Raw genomic sequence first — 14,472 nt, 5'->3', positions numbered from 1 at the left:
ATGGCATCTGCATTCGAGTACGCACCGGCGCCCGAGTCCCGCGCGGTCGTCGACATCACGCCGTCCTACGGCCTGTTCATCGACGGCGAGTTCGTCGAGGCGGCCGACGGCAAGGTCTTCAAGACCGTCAGCCCCGCCACCGAGGAGGTCCTCTCCGAGGTGGCCCAGGCCGGCGCGGCGGACGTCGACCGTGCCGTGGCGGCCGCCCGCAGGGCCTTCGAGACGTGGTCCGCGCTGCCCGGCGCCGAGCGCGCCAAGTACCTGTTCCGGATCGCCCGGATCATCCAGGAGCGCAGCCGTGAACTCGCGGTCCTGGAGACCTTGGACAACGGCAAGCCCATCAAGGAGACGAGGGACGCCGACCTCCCCCTGGTGGCGGCCCACTTCTTCTACTACGCGGGCTGGGCCGACAAGCTCGACCACGCCGGCTTCGGCGCGAGCCCGCGTCCGCTGGGCGTGGCCGGCCAGGTCATCCCCTGGAACTTCCCGCTGCTGATGCTGGCCTGGAAGATCGCCCCGGCCCTCGCGACCGGCAACACGGTCGTGCTGAAGCCCGCAGAGACCACCCCCCTGTCGGCGTTGTTCTTCGCGGACATCTGCCGCCAGGCCGGTCTCCCCAAGGGCGTCGTCAACATCCTCCCCGGCTACGGCGACGCGGGCGCGGCGCTCGTCGAGCACCCCGACGTGAACAAGGTGGCCTTCACCGGCTCCACCGCGGTCGGCAAGGCGATCGCCCGGCAGGTGGCGGGCACGCGGAAGAAGGTCACCCTCGAACTGGGCGGCAAGGGCGCCAACATCGTCTTCGACGACGCCCCGATCGACCAGGCCGTCGAGGGCATCGTCACCGGCATCTTCTTCAACCAGGGCCAGGTCTGCTGCGCGGGCTCCCGACTGCTGGTCCAGGAGTCGATCCAGGACGAGCTGCTGGACTCCCTCAAGCGCAGGCTCTCCACGCTGCGCCTCGGCGACCCGCTGGACAAGAACACCGACATCGGCGCGATCAACTCCGCGGAGCAGCTCTCCCGGATCACCACCCTCGTCGAACAGGGCGAGGCGGAGGGCGCCGAGCGCTGGTCGCCGGCCTGCGAACTGCCCTCCTCCGGCTACTGGTTCGCCCCGACGCTCTTCACCAACGTCACCCAGGCGCACACCATCGCCCGCGACGAGATCTTCGGCCCGGTCCTGTCGGTCCTGACCTTCCGTACGCCGGACGAGGCCGTCGCCAAGGCCAACAACAGCCAGTACGGCCTGTCGGCGGGCATCTGGACGGAGAAGGGCTCCCGGATCCTCGCGGTCGCGGGCAAGCTGCGCGCGGGCGTCATCTGGTCCAACACGTTCAACAAGTTCGACCCGACCTCGCCGTTCGGCGGCTACAAGGAGTCGGGCTTCGGCCGCGAGGGCGGTCGGCACGGCCTGGAGGCGTACCTCGATGTCTGACCGTCTGCGTGTCTTCAAGACCTACAAGCTGTACGTCGGCGGGAAGTTCCCGCGTTCCGAGAGCGGCCGGGTGTACGAGGTGACGGACTCCAAGGGCGACTGGCTGGCCAACGCACCGCAGTCGAGCCGCAAGGACGCCCGCGACGCGGTCGTCGCCGCCCGCAAGGCGTTCGGCGGCTGGGCGGGGGCCACGGCCTACAACCGCGGTCAGATCCTCTACCGGGTCGCCGAGATGCTGGAGGGCCGCAAGGCGCAGTTCGTGCGCGAGGTGGCCGACGCCGAGGGGCTGTCGAAGTCCAAGGCGGCCGAGCAGGTCGACGCCACCGTCGACCGCTGGGTCTGGTACGCGGGCTGGACCGACAAGATCGCCCAGGTGGTCGGTGGCGGCAACCCGGTCGCGGGCCCCTTCTTCAACCTCTCCACCCCGGAGCCGACCGGTGTGGTGGCCGTGCTGGCCCCGCAGGAGTCGTCCTTCCTGGGCCTGGTCTCGGTCCTCGCCCCGGTGATCGCCACCGGCAACACCGCGGTCGTGGTCGCCTCGGAGAGGTCCCCGCTGCCCGCCCTGTCGCTGGGCGAGGTGCTGGCCACCTCCGACGTGCCCGGCGGGGTCGTCAACGTCCTGTCCGGCCGTACGGCGGAGCTCGCGGCACCACTGGCCGCGCACCAGGACGTCAACGCGCTCGACCTCGCGGGCGCCGACGAGGCACTGGCGAAGGAGCTGGAGATCGCGGCGGCCGACAACCTCAAGCGCGTGCTGCGTCCACAGGCTGTGGATTATTCGGTGACCCCGGGCATCGACCGCATGACGGCGTTCCTGGAGACCAAGACGGTCTGGCACCCGACGGGATCGCTGGGCGCGTCGGGCTCGTCGTACTGAGCCCCTGAGAACCGGAGAGCCGCGTCTCCCCTCCGTCCGGGGGTGACGCGGCTCTTCGCCGTCCGGGGGCGGCGCGGCTCCTCGCCGTCCGCTCAGCCGTTGCCCAGCAGCCCCGCCGCCTGTCCGACCACCGGGAGGCCGCCGATCGACTGCGCCTGCGCCACCGGGCCGGTCAGGGCCTGCGAGGTCAGGGGCTGGAAGTCGGCGAGCTGGGTGCCGAGTCCGTTGTCGAGGGGGTCGACGCCGGTGCCCGCGAGGGGGTTGGGCTTGAGGTTGGTCACCGGGCCGGTGACGTAGCCGACCGTGGCGGTCAGGCTCTGGAGTCCGGACTGCGGGTCGATCTTGCCCAGCGAGGTGGGGCGGGTGCGCACCAGCTCGTCCATGACCGGCTGGGTGTCCGCGGCGGCCGTCGCCGCGCCCGCGCCCAGGGCCACGCCCGCGGTCGCGAGGGCGGCCAGCGCGCGCTGGGTGGTGGGGATGGAGGAAGACGCGTGTCGGGGCATTGCTGGAGCCACCTTCGACTTGCTCAGGGTAATCAGGTCGACACGAAGGGTAGTTGACGTCCGGCGTACGCTCCACCGCCGACCCGCGGACGTGGCCGCCGAGGGGGCCCTGGCCGTGTGACGCGCACTGCAAAGCCGGTCCCCGGGGTCGATGAACAGCAGGTGAATGCCGCACACTGGTGTCCCGTGAGTTCCCCTTCGTCCATACCGACGCGAGTCGTGCTGCTCTGCGGCCCCTCCGGCTCCGGCAAGTCCCTCCTCGCGGCCCGTTCCGGTCTCCCGGTGCTCAGGCTCGACGACTTCTACAAGGAGGGCGACGACCCGACCCTGCCGCTGGTGGCGGGGAGCTCCGACATCGACTGGGACCACCCCGGGTCCTGGGACGCGGACGTCGCCGTCGCGGCCATCGTCGAGCTGTGCCGCACGGGCCGTACCGACGTCCCGACCTACGACATCGCGCTGAGCGCCCGCACCGGCGCGGAGCGCGTCGACATCGGGCGGACCCCGCTGTTCATCGCGGAGGGCATCTTCGCCGCCGAGATCGTCACGCGCTGCCGTGAACTCGGCGTCCTCGCCGACGCGCTGTGCCTGAGCCGCGGTCCCGTCCGGACGTTCCGCCGGCGCTTCCTGCGGGACCTCAAGGAGGGCCGCAAGTCCGTGCCGTTCCTCCTGCGCCGCGGCTGGCGGCTGATGCGGCAGGAGCGCACGATCGTCTCCCGGCAGACCGCGCTCGGCGCCCACGCCTGCGGCAAGGACGAGGCGTTGGGCCGCCTCGCCGCGGCCGCCGCGGGCCGTCACCCGGCGGCCTCGACACCGGCGGCCTGAACGAATCCGGTGCCCACACCGTCGTAGGACCATGACGATCAGGCGTGGAGCGGTGTGGATGACGGCCGGAATGCTGGCTTTGGGCGGATGCGCGGAGTCGAGCGGCTCGGCCGCCTCCTGCGCGGGCACGGTGACCTATGACGGGCGGCGCTATCTGCCCACCGAGAAGTCCGTCTTCACCGTGGGCGAGCGGCTGGGCACGGCGACGGTCGAGGAGTGCGACGACACCGGCGACGGCGCGGCGAACGGCAGCGCCGAGCATACGACCGGGGCGTACGCGATCAAGGGCGTGGACCCCGCCGAGAGCGTCGCCGTGGGGGACACGCCCGCCGAGGCGGCTCCCATGGCGGCCCGCTGAGCACACGCACCAAAGCGGGACTGGACGGACCCCCCGGTCCTCCAGCCCCGCGTCGGCGCTTCCCCCGTGGTGGTGCTTCCCCCGTTTTCCCCCGTTTCCCCCCGGTTTCCCCCCGGTGGTGCTTCCCCCGTGTTGCCGCACCACCGTCACCGCTCCCCCGTGGTGGTGCTCCCCCCGAACCTTCAGGCGACGAGCTCCCCGAAGGCGTCCTCCTCGTCACGGCCGAAGCTGAGGACCTCGTCCTCACGCAGCCGGCGGAGCGACCGCCAGATGCTGGACTTCACCGTGCCGACACTGATGTCGAGGATGTCCGCGATCTCCGGGTCGGTGCGGCCCTCGTAGTAGCGGAGGACCAGCATCGTGCGCTGGAGTTCGGGCAGCCGGGCCAGCGCCTGCCACAGGACCGCGCGCAGTTCCGTGCCGCGCATCGCGTCCGTGTCGCCGGGCGTCTCCGGCAGTTCCTCGGTCGGGTACTCGTTCAGCTTGCGGCGGCGCCACGCGCTGATGTGCAGGTTGGTCATGGTGCGGCGGAGGTATCCGCCGACCGCCGCCTTGTCACTGATCCGGTCCCACGCCCGGTACGTCGAGAACAACGCGCTCTGCAGCAGGTCCTCGGCCTCGAAGCGGTCACCGGTGAGGTGATAGGCGGTTGCGTACAGGGAGGCGCGGCGCTCCTGGACGTAGGCGGTGAACTCCGCCTCCGACAGCGAACGACGCTCCCCCGAGCCCTCCCCGTACGCGGTTCCCCCGACCGTGCCCTTGGCGGCCACCGCCGCGGGCTCCCCCGTGACACTGTCAACCACCGTCATGTACACGGTGTGCTGACGCCCGGCGCCGCGAGCGCACCCCCGCCCGCTCACGGCGCCGGACTTCTCGGAACCCCGGCCCCCGTGCACGTCGTGCAGACGCGTGATCACTGCGCTGGTGCTGTTGCTGTGCAGCGTGTTCATCTCGCGCCCCCCGTCGTGGACTTCCGGTGTTCGGCTTGCTCAGGCGGTGGTTCCTTGCCTGTGCCGAGAATCCTGCCGCCGCACCTTCATGGCCGTGTCCGCCGACTGTCACAGACCTGTCACAGGGGCTCGTCCCGGGAATCGCACAGGACGAACACAGAGAGCAGCGCTATGTGCACGTACCTGTCCAGGTGTCGAAACCGCACCCCGCCATGGGCCAGAATGAGCCCCGTGCCTTCCCTGTTGCTGATCGAGGACGACGACGCCATCCGTACGGCCCTGGAGCTGTCTCTGACGCGCCAGGGTCACCGGGTTGCCACCGCTGCCACCGGCGAGGACGGCCTGAAGCTGCTGCGTGAGCAGCGGCCGGACCTGATCGTGCTGGACGTGATGCTGCCCGGCATCGACGGGTTCGAGGTGTGCCGGCGCATCCGGCGCACGGACCAGCTGCCGATCATCCTGCTGACCGCGCGCAGCGACGACATCGACGTCGTGGTCGGTCTGGAGTCCGGCGCCGACGACTATGTCGTCAAACCCGTGCAGGGGCGCGTCCTCGACGCCCGTATCCGGGCCGTGCTGCGGCGCGGGGAGCGGGAGGCCAACGACGCGGCGACCTTCGGCTCGCTCGTCATCGACCGCGCGGCCATGACCGTGACGAAGAACGGCGAGGACCTCCAGCTCACGCCCACCGAGCTGCGGTTGCTGCTGGAGCTGAGCCGGCGGCCGGGGCAGGCGCTGTCCCGGCAGCAGCTGCTCCGACTGGTGTGGGAGCACGACTACCTCGGTGACTCGCGGCTCGTCGACGCCTGTGTGCAGCGGCTGCGCGCCAAGGTCGAGGACGTGCCGTCGTCCCCGACGCTGATCCGTACGGTCCGTGGTGTCGGCTACCGGCTGGACACGCCTCAGTGACCCAGGCGCAAGGGGGGGTCCGCGGCTGGGCCGCGGACCGCAAGGGACATCTGTCACGGCTGAGGTTCACCAGTCTGCGCCTGCGCCTGGTCGTGGTCTTCGGCCTGGTGGCGCTGACCGCCGCGGTCTCCGCGTCCGGGATCGCCTACTGGCTCAACCGCGAGGCGGTGCTCACCCGCACCCAGGACGCGGTGCTGCGCGACTTCCAGCAGGAGATGCAGAACCACGCGGGCCTGCTGCCGGAACTCCCCGAACAGCACGAACTCCAGCGCACCGCCCAGGAGATGGCCAACAGCAGCCAGCGCTTCAGCGTGCTGCTCGTCGCCCAGAACTCCGACGGCACGGCGCTGTACGCCAACTCCGGCGCCCTGAACGGCTTCTCGCTACAGGACGTGCCCACGTCGCTGCGGGCCGCGGTAGACGAGGAGCAGGACGTCGACTCGGCCAACAAGTACCCGTACCACCTGTACTGGCAGCGCACGGTCGACGACGGCACGCCGTACCTCGTGGCCGGCGCCAAGGTGATCAACGGCGGTACGACCGGCTACATGCTCAAGTCCCTGGAGCCGGAGGCCAAGGACCTCAACTCCCTGGCCTGGTCGCTCGGTATCGCCACCGGCCTCGCCCTGATCGGCTCCGCGCTGCTCGCGCAGGCCGCCGCGACGACCGTGCTGAAGCCGGTGCACCGCCTCGGGGTCGCCGCCCGCCGGCTCGGCGAGGGCAAGCTGGACACCCGGCTCCGCGTCTCCGGGACCGACGAACTCGCCGATCTGTCACGGACGTTCAACGACGCGGCCGAGGCCCTGGAGAAACGGGTCGACGACATGGCCGCGCGGGACGACGCCTCCCGCCGGTTCGTCGCGGACATGAGCCACGAACTCCGCACCCCCCTCACCGCGATCACCGCCGTCACGGAGATCCTGGAGGAGGAACTGGAGGCGGAGACCGGGTCGATGGACCCGATGATCGAGCCCGCCGTGCGGCTGGTGGTCAGCGAGACCCGGCGCCTGAACGACCTCGTCGAGAACCTCATGGAGGTCACCCGCTTCGACGCGGGCACGGCCCGACTGGTCCTGGACGACGTCGACCTCGCCGACCAGATCACCGCGTGCATCGATGCCCGCGCCTGGCTGGACGCGGTGGAGCTGGACGCCGAACGCGGCCTGCACGCCCGCCTGGACCCGCGGCGCCTGGACGTGATCCTGGCGAACCTCATCGGCAACGCCCTCAAGCACGGCGGCTCGCCGGTGCGGGTCGCGGTGCGGCAGGCGGACGAGTCGGTCGTCATCGAGGTCCGGGACCACGGGCCCGGCATCCCCGAGGACGTCCTGCCGCACGTCTTCGACCGGTTCTACAAGGCGAGCGCCTCCCGCCCCCGCTCCGAGGGCAGCGGACTCGGCCTCTCCATCGCCCTGGAGAACGCCCACATCCACGGCGGCGAGATCACCGCCGCGAACTCCTCCGAGGGAGGCGCGGTGTTCACGCTGCGCCTGCCCAGGGACGCGTCGGAGCTGGCCCTGGAGGGCGAGGGGAAGCAGAGCTCATGAGGGTACGGCGAGGGCGGGAGCGGCGAGCCATGGGGACCGTACGGCGGCTGCTGGTGCCGGCGGTGCTGGCCGCGTCGGCCACCGGGTGCGGCATCCGGGCGACGGAGGTGCCGACGGACTTCGGCCCGGCGCCCTCCCGGGTGCACTGCTCGGTCTCCGAGCCGGACGTCTCCCCCCGGTCCTCGCGCGGTCTGCCGGTCCAGGTGTTCCTGCTGTGCGGCTCCTCGCTGGTGGCCGTCGACCGGACGGTGAGCGTCGAGGACGGCACGGCGGACTCCCGGCAGCGGGTCCTGGTGGCGCAGGAGCTGCTGAACGAGCTCGCCGCGGCGCCGTCGGCCGGTGAGCGGGAGGCCGGGTACAAGACGACCGTGCGCGACGGCATGACGGTGACCGGGCCGCGCCCCGAGGACCCCGAGGACACCCTCCGGCTGAGCTATCCGCCGGACGCCCTCACCAAGTCCTCCCTCGCGCAGATCGTCTGCACGTTCTCCGACTCGGCCGCCGCCGAGGGCGACGGCTCGGTCGTCCTGGGCGGCCCGGACGGCGCCCCGCTGCACCGCTACGAGTGCACGGACAAGGTCCGCGCCGAGCCGAGCAGCGTCGAACCGCCGTCGTCGGAGGTCACGGACGGCTGAGCCACCCGTGTGGCGCACGCCTCACCCGGGCCCCCGGAACCGATCCCGCCGCACGCCGCGTCTAGGGGGGCGTGCAGCGTGAAGGCTTCACCGGCGGCAGCGCCGGGACTCGCATCCGTGCGGCAGGGGGTGTCCTCCTTGTCGCACACCTCGCGTTCGTCGCCTGGCTCACGCTGCGGCCGCTCGACGTGCCGTGGATGACCCCGCCGAACGTGACCCCGCTCGCCGGGATCCGCGCCGACCTGGCGCTCGGCTGGCAGGTCGGGGCCCGGCGGATCGCCGAGGGCCTGGCGCTGCTGGGCCCGCTGGGCGTCCTGCTCCCGGCCCTGCACGGCCGCCTGTGGTCCTCCCCGCTCGGCTCCCTGGTCCGCACGGTCGCCGCGGGCGCCCTGATCTCCCTGGGCATCGAACTGCTCCAGACAGGGGTCCCCGGCCAGGTCGTCGACATCGACTCGGTGCTCCTGAACACCGTGGGTGTCGCCCTCGCCCACACCGCCCTCGTCCCGGTCGGCCGGGCCTGGCTCCGCCGCCGCACCGAGCGCCGGGCACGGGCCGGCCGCCGGCTGGAGGACGCCCCTCAGGGTCGGACCCCGACGTTTACCAGGGTCGGTATCGCACCGTAGAGCGACGCTTTGCCCGCTTCGTCTCCGTAGCGTTGAGCACAGATGAGGACGTCACAGAGACAGCCTCCGCAACGCTCGCGAAGGAGCCGCAATGTCCCGCCTCGCCCGCCCCACCAACGGCCGCATGCTCGGCGGAGTGTGTGCCGCGCTGGCACGGCGCTTCGGCACCTCGGCCACCACGATGCGGGTGATCTTCCTGGTCTCCTGCCTGCTGCCCGGCCCCCAGTTCCTGCTCTACATCGCCCTGTGGATCCTGTTCCCCTCGGAGGGCAAGGCCAACAAGGCGCAGGCGGCCTGGTAGGCATCTCGCGCACACGCGGATGGGACGCACCCCGACCAGGGGTGCGTCCCATCGGGCGTTCGGCGGGGTTCAGCCCAGCGGGATCCCGTTCAGCGGCAGGCCCTTCGTGGGCAGCCCCGTCTGGCCGACCGGCAGACCACCGAGCAGACCGGCGACCGGCTTGGTCGGACCGTCGGCCAGCGCACCCTGGGCGGCCGGCGTCACCGCGGCCAGGCTCGTGGCGACGGCCGGCTGCGCCTGCGACAGGGCCTCACCGGCACCCGGGAGCGCCTTGGCGAGGTTCTCCGCCGGCAGCGTCTTGGTGACGGTGTCCAGCGCCGAGGAGGCGTCCGGGACGGCCGGGGCGGCGTTCGCGGCGCCCGCGCCGGCGGCGGCGAAGGCGGCACCGAGGGCGGCGACACCGAGGGTCTTGGCAGCAGACTGCTTCATGAAAGTGCGTCCTCGAAATGGGATGACGGTGAGCGGTCCCCGACCGTAAACACGCACAGCCGTCCGCCGCAAACATCGAAATGCGGACGGATGGTGAATACCCGTCCGCATTCCGTGTTCCGAAACGCCCCTCGGTCAGCCCTCTTCGGTCACAGAAGTGCTGGTGGAAGCCGTCTGCTGGAACAGCCATTCGGATTTCAGCTCGGCATATCCGGGCTTGATGACGTCATTGATCATGGCCAGTCGTTCATCGAAAGGAATGAACGCTGATTTCATCGCATTGACGGAGAACCACTGCATGTCGTCGAGCGTGTAGCCGAATGCCCCGACCAGGTGCTCGAATTCCCGGCTCATGCTGGTGCCGGACATCAGCCGGTTGTCGGTGTTCACCGTGGCCCGGAAGTGCAGCCGGCGCAGCAGTCCGATGGGGTGCTCGGCGTAGGAGTCGGCGGCCCCGGTCTGGAGGTTGGAGCTGGGGCACAGCTCCAGCGGGATCCGCTTGTCCCGGACGTAGGAGGCGAGCCGGCCGAGCTTGACCGAGCCGTCCTCGTGGACCTGGATGTCGTCGATGATCCGCACCCCGTGCCCGAGCCGGTCGGCGCCGCACCATTGCAGGGCCTGCCAGATGGAGGGGAGCCCGAAGGCCTCACCGGCGTGGATGGTGAAGTGGTTGTTCTCGCGCTTGAGGTACTCGAAGGCGTCGAGGTGCCGGGTGGGCGGGTAGCCGGCCTCGGCGCCGGCGATGTCGAAGCCGACCACGCCGAGGTCCCGGTAGTGGTTGGCGAGTTCGGCGATCTCCAGGGCGCGCGCGGCGTGCCGCATGGCGGTGAGCAGGGCGCCGACGCGGATGCGCCGCCCGTTCTCGCGGGCGATCCGCTCGCCTTCCCGGAAGCCCTCGTTGACCGCCTCGACGACCTCTTCGAGGCTGAGCCCGCCTTCGAGGTGCTGTTCGGGGGCGTAGCGCACCTCGGCGTAGACGACCCCGTCGGCGGCGAGGTCCTCGGCGCACTCGGCGGCGACCCTGACGAGCGCGTCGCGGGTCTGCATCACGCCTACGGTGTGCGAGAAGGTCTCCAAGTACCGCTCCAGCGAACCGGAGTCGGCGGCCTCGCGGAACCAGACGCCGAGCTTGTCCGGGTCGGTCTCGGGGAGTTGGGCGTACCCGGTGTCCCGGGCGAGGTCGACGATGGTGCCGGGCCGGAGCCCGCCGTCGAGGTGGTCGTGCAGCAGAACCTTGGGTGCCCGGCGGATCTGGTCCGAGCTCGGGGTGGTTCCCGTCCGGTCAGTCTGGCTCGTCATTTTCGCACTCTAACTCCTACGCGCGTAGATCGCGCGTTGTACATCTCCGTCGATACGTAACGGTGACCGCCCGGACGGGTGGAGTACACCGACGCTTCTGACACTGTTCTGTCATGGCACAGCAAGCGACGCCGGTTCGCACGGCCCGGCTTGGACGGCTCGGTCCGGAACCGACGACGGTGAGCGGGGTGGTGCTGCTGCTCCCCGGCGGCGAGGAGAGCTCCGACCGCAGACCGTCCTCCCTGATGGCGACCGCGTCCGTACGCGGACTCGGCCGCCGGCTGTCCCGCGCGGGCCGGGAGGAGGGCCTGGCCACCCATGTCGTCCACTACCGCTACCGCGGCTGGAACGGCACCGCGGCGCATCTCGCCCGGGACGCCGACTGGGCCGCCGAGGAGGTCGTACGCCGTTACGGTGACGTCCCCGTGTGTCTGGCGGGCCTCGACATGGGCGCCCGGGCGGCCCTGCACGCGGGTGGCCACGACGCCGTCAACTCCGTTCTCGCGATCGCCCCTTGGCTGCCCGAGGAGGATGCGGCGGCACCCCCCGAACCGGTACGGCAGCTCGCAGGCCGACGGGTGCTGATGGTGCACGGCACGAACGACGCGCGCACGGACCCGGAGCTGTCGTTCCGGCTCGCGGCGCGGGCGAAGAAGGCGAACCGGGACGTGTGCCGGTTCGAAGTGCACTCCGCCGGGCACGCGTTGCGCCAGCACCGGGACGAAGTCCACGCCCTGGCCGAGGACTTCGTCATGGGCTCGCTCTTCGGCCGGAGCTTCTCCCGCCCCGTCGAGGACGCTTTGGCGGCCCCTCCCCCGCTCGGTCTGCGGATGCCGCTGGCGGCGGGCTTCGGGCGGTCACTGCGGCGGTAGCCACGGCCTTCGGCCACGGGGGCGGCGGCCGCGCTGCTCCACGGCACGGACGGGGTGCCGGACTCCCCGACGTGCCGGCGAACACGCGTGCGCACGGCGGGTGTTCACCAAGGAGGGCACCTACCGGCTCACCCTTCCGGGGGGAGACGGCGGGCTCTTCCTGCTGACGTGGGGTGCGGCTGTGAGCGGCTGGGTGCGGGCCCCGGCGCGGGCTGTTCGCGCGTCGTTCACGCGCGCGTGGCGGGCTGCCGTTCGGTCAGTCGGGGAGCAGACGGCCGCGCTGGGCCAGCAGGAATTTCTTGAAGGCCGCCACCGGTGGTGTGTCCGGGTGGCCGTCGAGCCAGGCGACCGCGATCTCGCGCACCGCGCGCGGGGCGGTGACCGTCAGCTCGACGACCCCCGGGCGGGGCACCGCGGGCGGCGGCAGGAGGGCGACGCCCAGACCGGCCGCGACCAGGCCCCGCAGCGTCTCCGCCTCCTCGCCCTCGAAGGCGATGCGCGGCTTGAAGCCCGCCTCCTGGCAGAGGTCGTCGGTGATGCGGCGCATGCCGTAGCCGGGTTCCAGGGTCACGAACGTCTCGTCGGCGGCCTCGGCGAGACGGACCCGCTTGCGGGAGGCGAGGCGGTGGTCCGCCGGGACGACCAGCCGCAGCTTCTGCTCGTCCAGGCGGCGGCCGACGAGATCCGGGGCGTCCGGGACCGGGGAGGTCAGACAGAGGTCCAGCTCGCCCGCGCGCAGCCGTTCGATCATGGCCTCGCCGTAGTTCTGGACCAGGCTGAAGCGGACCCGGGGATGATCGGCGCGGAAGGCGCGGATGAGACCGGGGACCGTCTCCGAGCCCATGGTGTGCAGAAAGCCGAAGGCGACCTTGCCGGTGGCCGGGTCGGCGTCCGCGCGCACCTCCTCGGCGGCGCGCTCGATCTCCCCCAGGGCGCGTTCGACGTGGCCGAGGAAGGCCCGCCCGGCCGGGGTGAGGGAGACCGTGCGGCCGATCCGGGCGAACAGGTCGACGCCCAGGTCCTGTTCGAGGCGGACCATCGCGCGGGAGAGCGTGGACTGCGGGACGTTCATCTCCTGTGCGGCACGGGTGACGTGCTCGGTGCGGGCGACGCCGGCGAAGTAGGCGAGGCGGGGAGCCAGCACCAACGACATCTCCGTCATGTCTTCTGTGTCACTGGACGGTGACAGTCGGGCCTGTGAGCTGCGTTGATGCACCATGGGAACGATTATGACGAGTTCATGCATTGGACGCATGAACCGGGGTGTCCGTACCTTCGAGGCATGCCTGCCAGTACCGAGGCGTCCACTGCCGTGGGCGCCGTACCCGCCGTTCCCGCTCCCGACTCCCGGATGGCCCCGGGCGGCCCCGGCTACCGCCGGATGAGCTTCGCCCTCTTCCTCGCCGGGGTGGCGACCTTCGCCCTCCTGTACTCCACGCAGGCCCTGCTGCCGCTGATCTCCGCCGACTTCGGGGTGGCGGCGAGCGACGCGAGCTGGACGGTGGCGGCGGCCACCGGCGGACTGGCCCTGTTCGTGCTGCCGATGAGCGCGCTGTCGGAGCGGTACGGACGCCGTACGGTCATGACGGCCTCGCTGGGGGTCGCGGTGACGATCGGACTGCTGGTCCCGCTGGCTCCCTCACTGCCGGTGCTGGTCGCGCTGCGCGCGTTGCAGGGTGCGGCGCTGGCGGGTCTGCCCGCCTCCGCGACCGCCTATCTGGCGGAGGAGGTCCGGCCGAAGGCGCTGGTCACGGCGATCGGACTGTTCGTCGCAGGAAACAGCGTCGGCGGCATGAGCGGCCGGGTCATCACCGGCTGGGTGGCGCAGGAGTGGGGCTGGCGGGTGGCCCTCGGCGTGATCGGGGCGGTCGCGGTGGGGTGCGCGGTGGCCTTCCGGCTGCTGCTGCCCGCGCCGAGGCACTTCGTCGCCGGGTCGCTGAAGCCGCGGGTGCTGGCGCGGACGGTGCGGGACCACCTCGCCAACCCGCTGATGCGCCGGCTGTACGCGATCGGTGCCCTGTTCATGACGGTGTTCGGCGGCGTGTACACGGTGATCGGGTACCGGCTGACCGAGGCGCCCTTCGACCTCCCGCAGGGCATCGTCGGCTCGATCTTCCTGGTGTACCTGGTCGGTACGGTCTCGGCGTCGACCGCCGGCCGCCTGGTGGGGCGCCTCGGCCGCCGGGGTGCGCTGTACGCGGCGGGCGCGACGACGGCGGCGGGTCTGGTGCTGTCGCTCGCGGACTCCCTGGTGCTGGTCCTGCTGGGTCTGGTGCTGATCACGGGCGGGTTCTTCGCGGGGCACGCGGTGGCGTCCTCGGCGGTCGGCAAGACGGCGACCCAGGGGCGGGCCCAGGCCTCGGCGCTGTACCAGTCGGCGTACTACATCGGCTCCAGCGCGGGCAGCACGGTCGGCGCGCTCGCCTTCCACGCGGGCGGCTGGGCCGGGACCGTCGGGGTCGGCCTGCTGGCGGTGCTCGGCGTCGTGACGATCACCGTCCTCGGAACGCGTGCGGCCCGGGCCCGGCAGCGGCTCCTGACGGCCTGAGCCGCACGCCCCTTTTCCTCCCCCTGGCCGAGGTCGGTCGGCCAGGGGGACCGCGTTTCGTCGCCCCCGCCGCCCCTTCCCGTCCCGTCCCCAGGGGCATGCTGCCCCTTCGACCCCGCTCCCAGGGGGCTCCGCCCCCTGGACCCCCGCTCCTCAAACGCCGGAGGGGCTGACAAACCAGCCCGTCCGGCGTTTGAGGACGAGGCCCGTTCAGGGCCGAAGCGGGGGTCCGGGGGCGCAGCCCCCGGGGCGGGAAGGGCAAGGGCGGCGGGGGCGAAAAAGCGCCTGGCCTGCATGTTTCCTCGCTCGGCACGCCATTGTCAGACCCCTGCGATAGTTTCGAACGTACTGGGCGCAAC

Annotated in this window: 16 protein-coding genes; 11 read left to right on the top strand and 5 right to left on the bottom strand. The window is 71.7% G+C overall.

The window, feature by feature from the left end:
* Complete coding sequence (locus ACH41F_RS36065) at window positions 1-1,437, top strand: aldehyde dehydrogenase family protein (RefSeq protein ID WP_398839311.1); 1,437 nt, start codon at window positions 1-3, stop codon at window positions 1,435-1,437.
* Window positions 1,430-2,314 (top strand): aldehyde dehydrogenase family protein, encoded by an 885-nt coding sequence (locus ACH41F_RS36060; protein WP_398839309.1) that lies wholly within the window; start codon window positions 1,430-1,432, stop codon window positions 2,312-2,314. The genes ACH41F_RS36065 and ACH41F_RS36060 overlap by 8 nt, the downstream gene beginning before the upstream one ends.
* A 92-nt stretch (window positions 2,315-2,406) precedes the next feature.
* Here the strand turns inward: ACH41F_RS36060 and ACH41F_RS36055 are convergent, their stop codons facing one another.
* Window positions 2,407-2,817 (bottom strand): hypothetical protein, encoded by a 411-nt coding sequence (locus tag ACH41F_RS36055; protein WP_391234779.1) that lies wholly within the window; start codon window positions 2,815-2,817, stop codon window positions 2,407-2,409.
* Window positions 2,818-3,003: 186 nt separating this feature from the next.
* Between ACH41F_RS36055 and ACH41F_RS36050 the strand changes: the two genes are divergently transcribed.
* Window positions 3,004-3,642: a uridine kinase gene (locus tag ACH41F_RS36050; protein ID WP_391234777.1), complete on the top strand. Its 639-nt coding sequence runs from the start codon at window positions 3,004-3,006 to the stop codon at window positions 3,640-3,642.
* Window positions 3,643-3,673: 31 nt separating this feature from the next.
* A complete protein-coding gene (locus tag ACH41F_RS36045) occupies window positions 3,674-4,000 on the top strand; it encodes a DUF6281 family protein (RefSeq protein ID WP_398839306.1) in 327 nt (108 codons plus the stop codon).
* Window positions 4,001-4,182: 182 nt separating this feature from the next.
* Here ACH41F_RS36045 and ACH41F_RS36040 read toward each other — a convergent pair whose 3' ends face one another.
* Window positions 4,183-4,950 (bottom strand): SigE family RNA polymerase sigma factor, encoded by a 768-nt coding sequence (locus ACH41F_RS36040; protein ID WP_391234774.1) that lies wholly within the window; start codon window positions 4,948-4,950, stop codon window positions 4,183-4,185.
* A 231-nt stretch (window positions 4,951-5,181) separates the two neighbouring features.
* On the opposite strand from ACH41F_RS36040, the gene afsQ1 reads away from it, so the two are divergent.
* The 5 genes from afsQ1 (at window position 5,182) to ACH41F_RS36015 (ending at window position 8,965) form a co-directional block, all read left to right on the top strand.
* Entirely contained in the window at window positions 5,182-5,859 is a 678-nt protein-coding gene (afsQ1, locus tag ACH41F_RS36035) for a two-component system response regulator AfsQ1 (RefSeq protein ID WP_013001223.1), read from the top strand.
* Entirely contained in the window at window positions 5,856-7,406 is a 1,551-nt protein-coding gene (locus tag ACH41F_RS36030; protein WP_398839303.1) for an ATP-binding protein, read from the top strand. Before afsQ1 ends, ACH41F_RS36030 begins: the two co-directional genes overlap by 4 nt.
* A gap of 29 nt (window positions 7,407-7,435) precedes the next feature.
* Window positions 7,436-8,041: a hypothetical protein gene (locus ACH41F_RS36025; RefSeq protein ID WP_391234769.1), complete on the top strand. Its 606-nt coding sequence runs from the start codon at window positions 7,436-7,438 to the stop codon at window positions 8,039-8,041.
* 71 nt (window positions 8,042-8,112) lie between these two features.
* Window positions 8,113-8,664 carry a VanZ family protein gene (locus ACH41F_RS36020; RefSeq protein WP_398839301.1) on the top strand — a complete coding sequence of 184 codons (552 nt, stop codon included), beginning with the start codon at window positions 8,113-8,115 and terminating at the stop codon, window positions 8,662-8,664.
* Window positions 8,665-8,755: 91 nt separating this feature from the next.
* Window positions 8,756-8,965, top strand: a complete 210-nt coding sequence (locus ACH41F_RS36015) for a PspC domain-containing protein (protein WP_391234766.1) — start codon at window positions 8,756-8,758, stop codon at window positions 8,963-8,965.
* Window positions 8,966-9,034: 69 nt separating this feature from the next.
* Here ACH41F_RS36015 and ACH41F_RS36010 read toward each other — a convergent pair whose 3' ends face one another.
* Window positions 9,035-9,394: an ATP-binding protein gene (locus ACH41F_RS36010; protein WP_391234764.1), complete on the bottom strand. Its 360-nt coding sequence runs from the start codon at window positions 9,392-9,394 to the stop codon at window positions 9,035-9,037.
* Window positions 9,395-9,529: 135 nt separating this feature from the next.
* Window positions 9,530-10,693 (bottom strand): adenosine deaminase, encoded by a 1,164-nt coding sequence (locus ACH41F_RS36005; protein ID WP_398839298.1) that lies wholly within the window; start codon window positions 10,691-10,693, stop codon window positions 9,530-9,532.
* A gap of 113 nt (window positions 10,694-10,806) precedes the next feature.
* Between ACH41F_RS36005 and ACH41F_RS36000 the strand changes: the two genes are divergently transcribed.
* Window positions 10,807-11,565 (top strand): prolyl oligopeptidase family serine peptidase, encoded by a 759-nt coding sequence (locus ACH41F_RS36000; RefSeq protein WP_391234760.1) that lies wholly within the window; start codon window positions 10,807-10,809, stop codon window positions 11,563-11,565.
* A gap of 256 nt (window positions 11,566-11,821) precedes the next feature.
* Here the strand turns inward: ACH41F_RS36000 and ACH41F_RS35995 are convergent, their stop codons facing one another.
* Complete coding sequence (locus ACH41F_RS35995; RefSeq protein WP_391234758.1) at window positions 11,822-12,784, bottom strand: LysR substrate-binding domain-containing protein; 963 nt, start codon at window positions 12,782-12,784, stop codon at window positions 11,822-11,824.
* Window positions 12,785-12,847: 63 nt separating this feature from the next.
* Here ACH41F_RS35995 and ACH41F_RS35990 point away from each other — a divergent pair, with 63 nt between their 5' ends.
* Window positions 12,848-14,113, top strand: coding sequence for an MFS transporter (locus tag ACH41F_RS35990; RefSeq protein WP_398839296.1), 1,266 nt, complete (start codon window positions 12,848-12,850; stop codon window positions 14,111-14,113).
* Window positions 14,114-14,472 lie beyond the last annotated feature (359 nt).

It is taken from the genome of Streptomyces sp. NPDC020489, from assembly GCF_044386545.1.
Classification (GTDB): domain Bacteria; phylum Actinomycetota; class Actinomycetes; order Streptomycetales; family Streptomycetaceae; genus Streptomyces.
This window is presented reverse-complemented; position numbering and strand designations above follow the sequence as displayed.

What these genes read in the sequence shown, in the direction of transcription:
- ACH41F_RS36065 (WP_398839311.1), top strand. Translation starts at nt 1, where the DNA reads ATGGCATCTGCATTCGAGTACGCACCGGCGCCCGAGTCCCGCGCGGTC.
- ACH41F_RS36060 (WP_398839309.1), top strand. Translation starts at nt 1,430, where the DNA reads ATGTCTGACCGTCTGCGTGTCTTCAAGACCTACAAGCTGTACGTCGGC.
- ACH41F_RS36055 (WP_391234779.1), bottom strand. Translation starts at nt 2,817, where the DNA reads ATGCCCCGACACGCGTCTTCCTCCATCCCCACCACCCAGCGCGCGCTG.
- ACH41F_RS36045 (WP_398839306.1), top strand. Translation starts at nt 3,674, where the DNA reads ATGACGATCAGGCGTGGAGCGGTGTGGATGACGGCCGGAATGCTGGCT.
- ACH41F_RS36040 (WP_391234774.1), bottom strand. Translation starts at nt 4,950, where the DNA reads ATGAACACGCTGCACAGCAACAGCACCAGCGCAGTGATCACGCGTCTG.
- ACH41F_RS36025 (WP_391234769.1), top strand. Translation starts at nt 7,436, where the DNA reads ATGGGGACCGTACGGCGGCTGCTGGTGCCGGCGGTGCTGGCCGCGTCG.
- ACH41F_RS36015 (WP_391234766.1), top strand. Translation starts at nt 8,756, where the DNA reads ATGTCCCGCCTCGCCCGCCCCACCAACGGCCGCATGCTCGGCGGAGTG.
- ACH41F_RS36010 (WP_391234764.1), bottom strand. Translation starts at nt 9,394, where the DNA reads ATGAAGCAGTCTGCTGCCAAGACCCTCGGTGTCGCCGCCCTCGGTGCC.
- ACH41F_RS36005 (WP_398839298.1), bottom strand. Translation starts at nt 10,693, where the DNA reads ATGACGAGCCAGACTGACCGGACGGGAACCACCCCGAGCTCGGACCAG.
- ACH41F_RS36000 (WP_391234760.1), top strand. Translation starts at nt 10,807, where the DNA reads ATGGCACAGCAAGCGACGCCGGTTCGCACGGCCCGGCTTGGACGGCTC.
- ACH41F_RS35995 (WP_391234758.1), bottom strand. Translation starts at nt 12,784, where the DNA reads ATGGTGCATCAACGCAGCTCACAGGCCCGACTGTCACCGTCCAGTGAC.
- ACH41F_RS35990 (WP_398839296.1), top strand. Translation starts at nt 12,848, where the DNA reads ATGCCTGCCAGTACCGAGGCGTCCACTGCCGTGGGCGCCGTACCCGCC.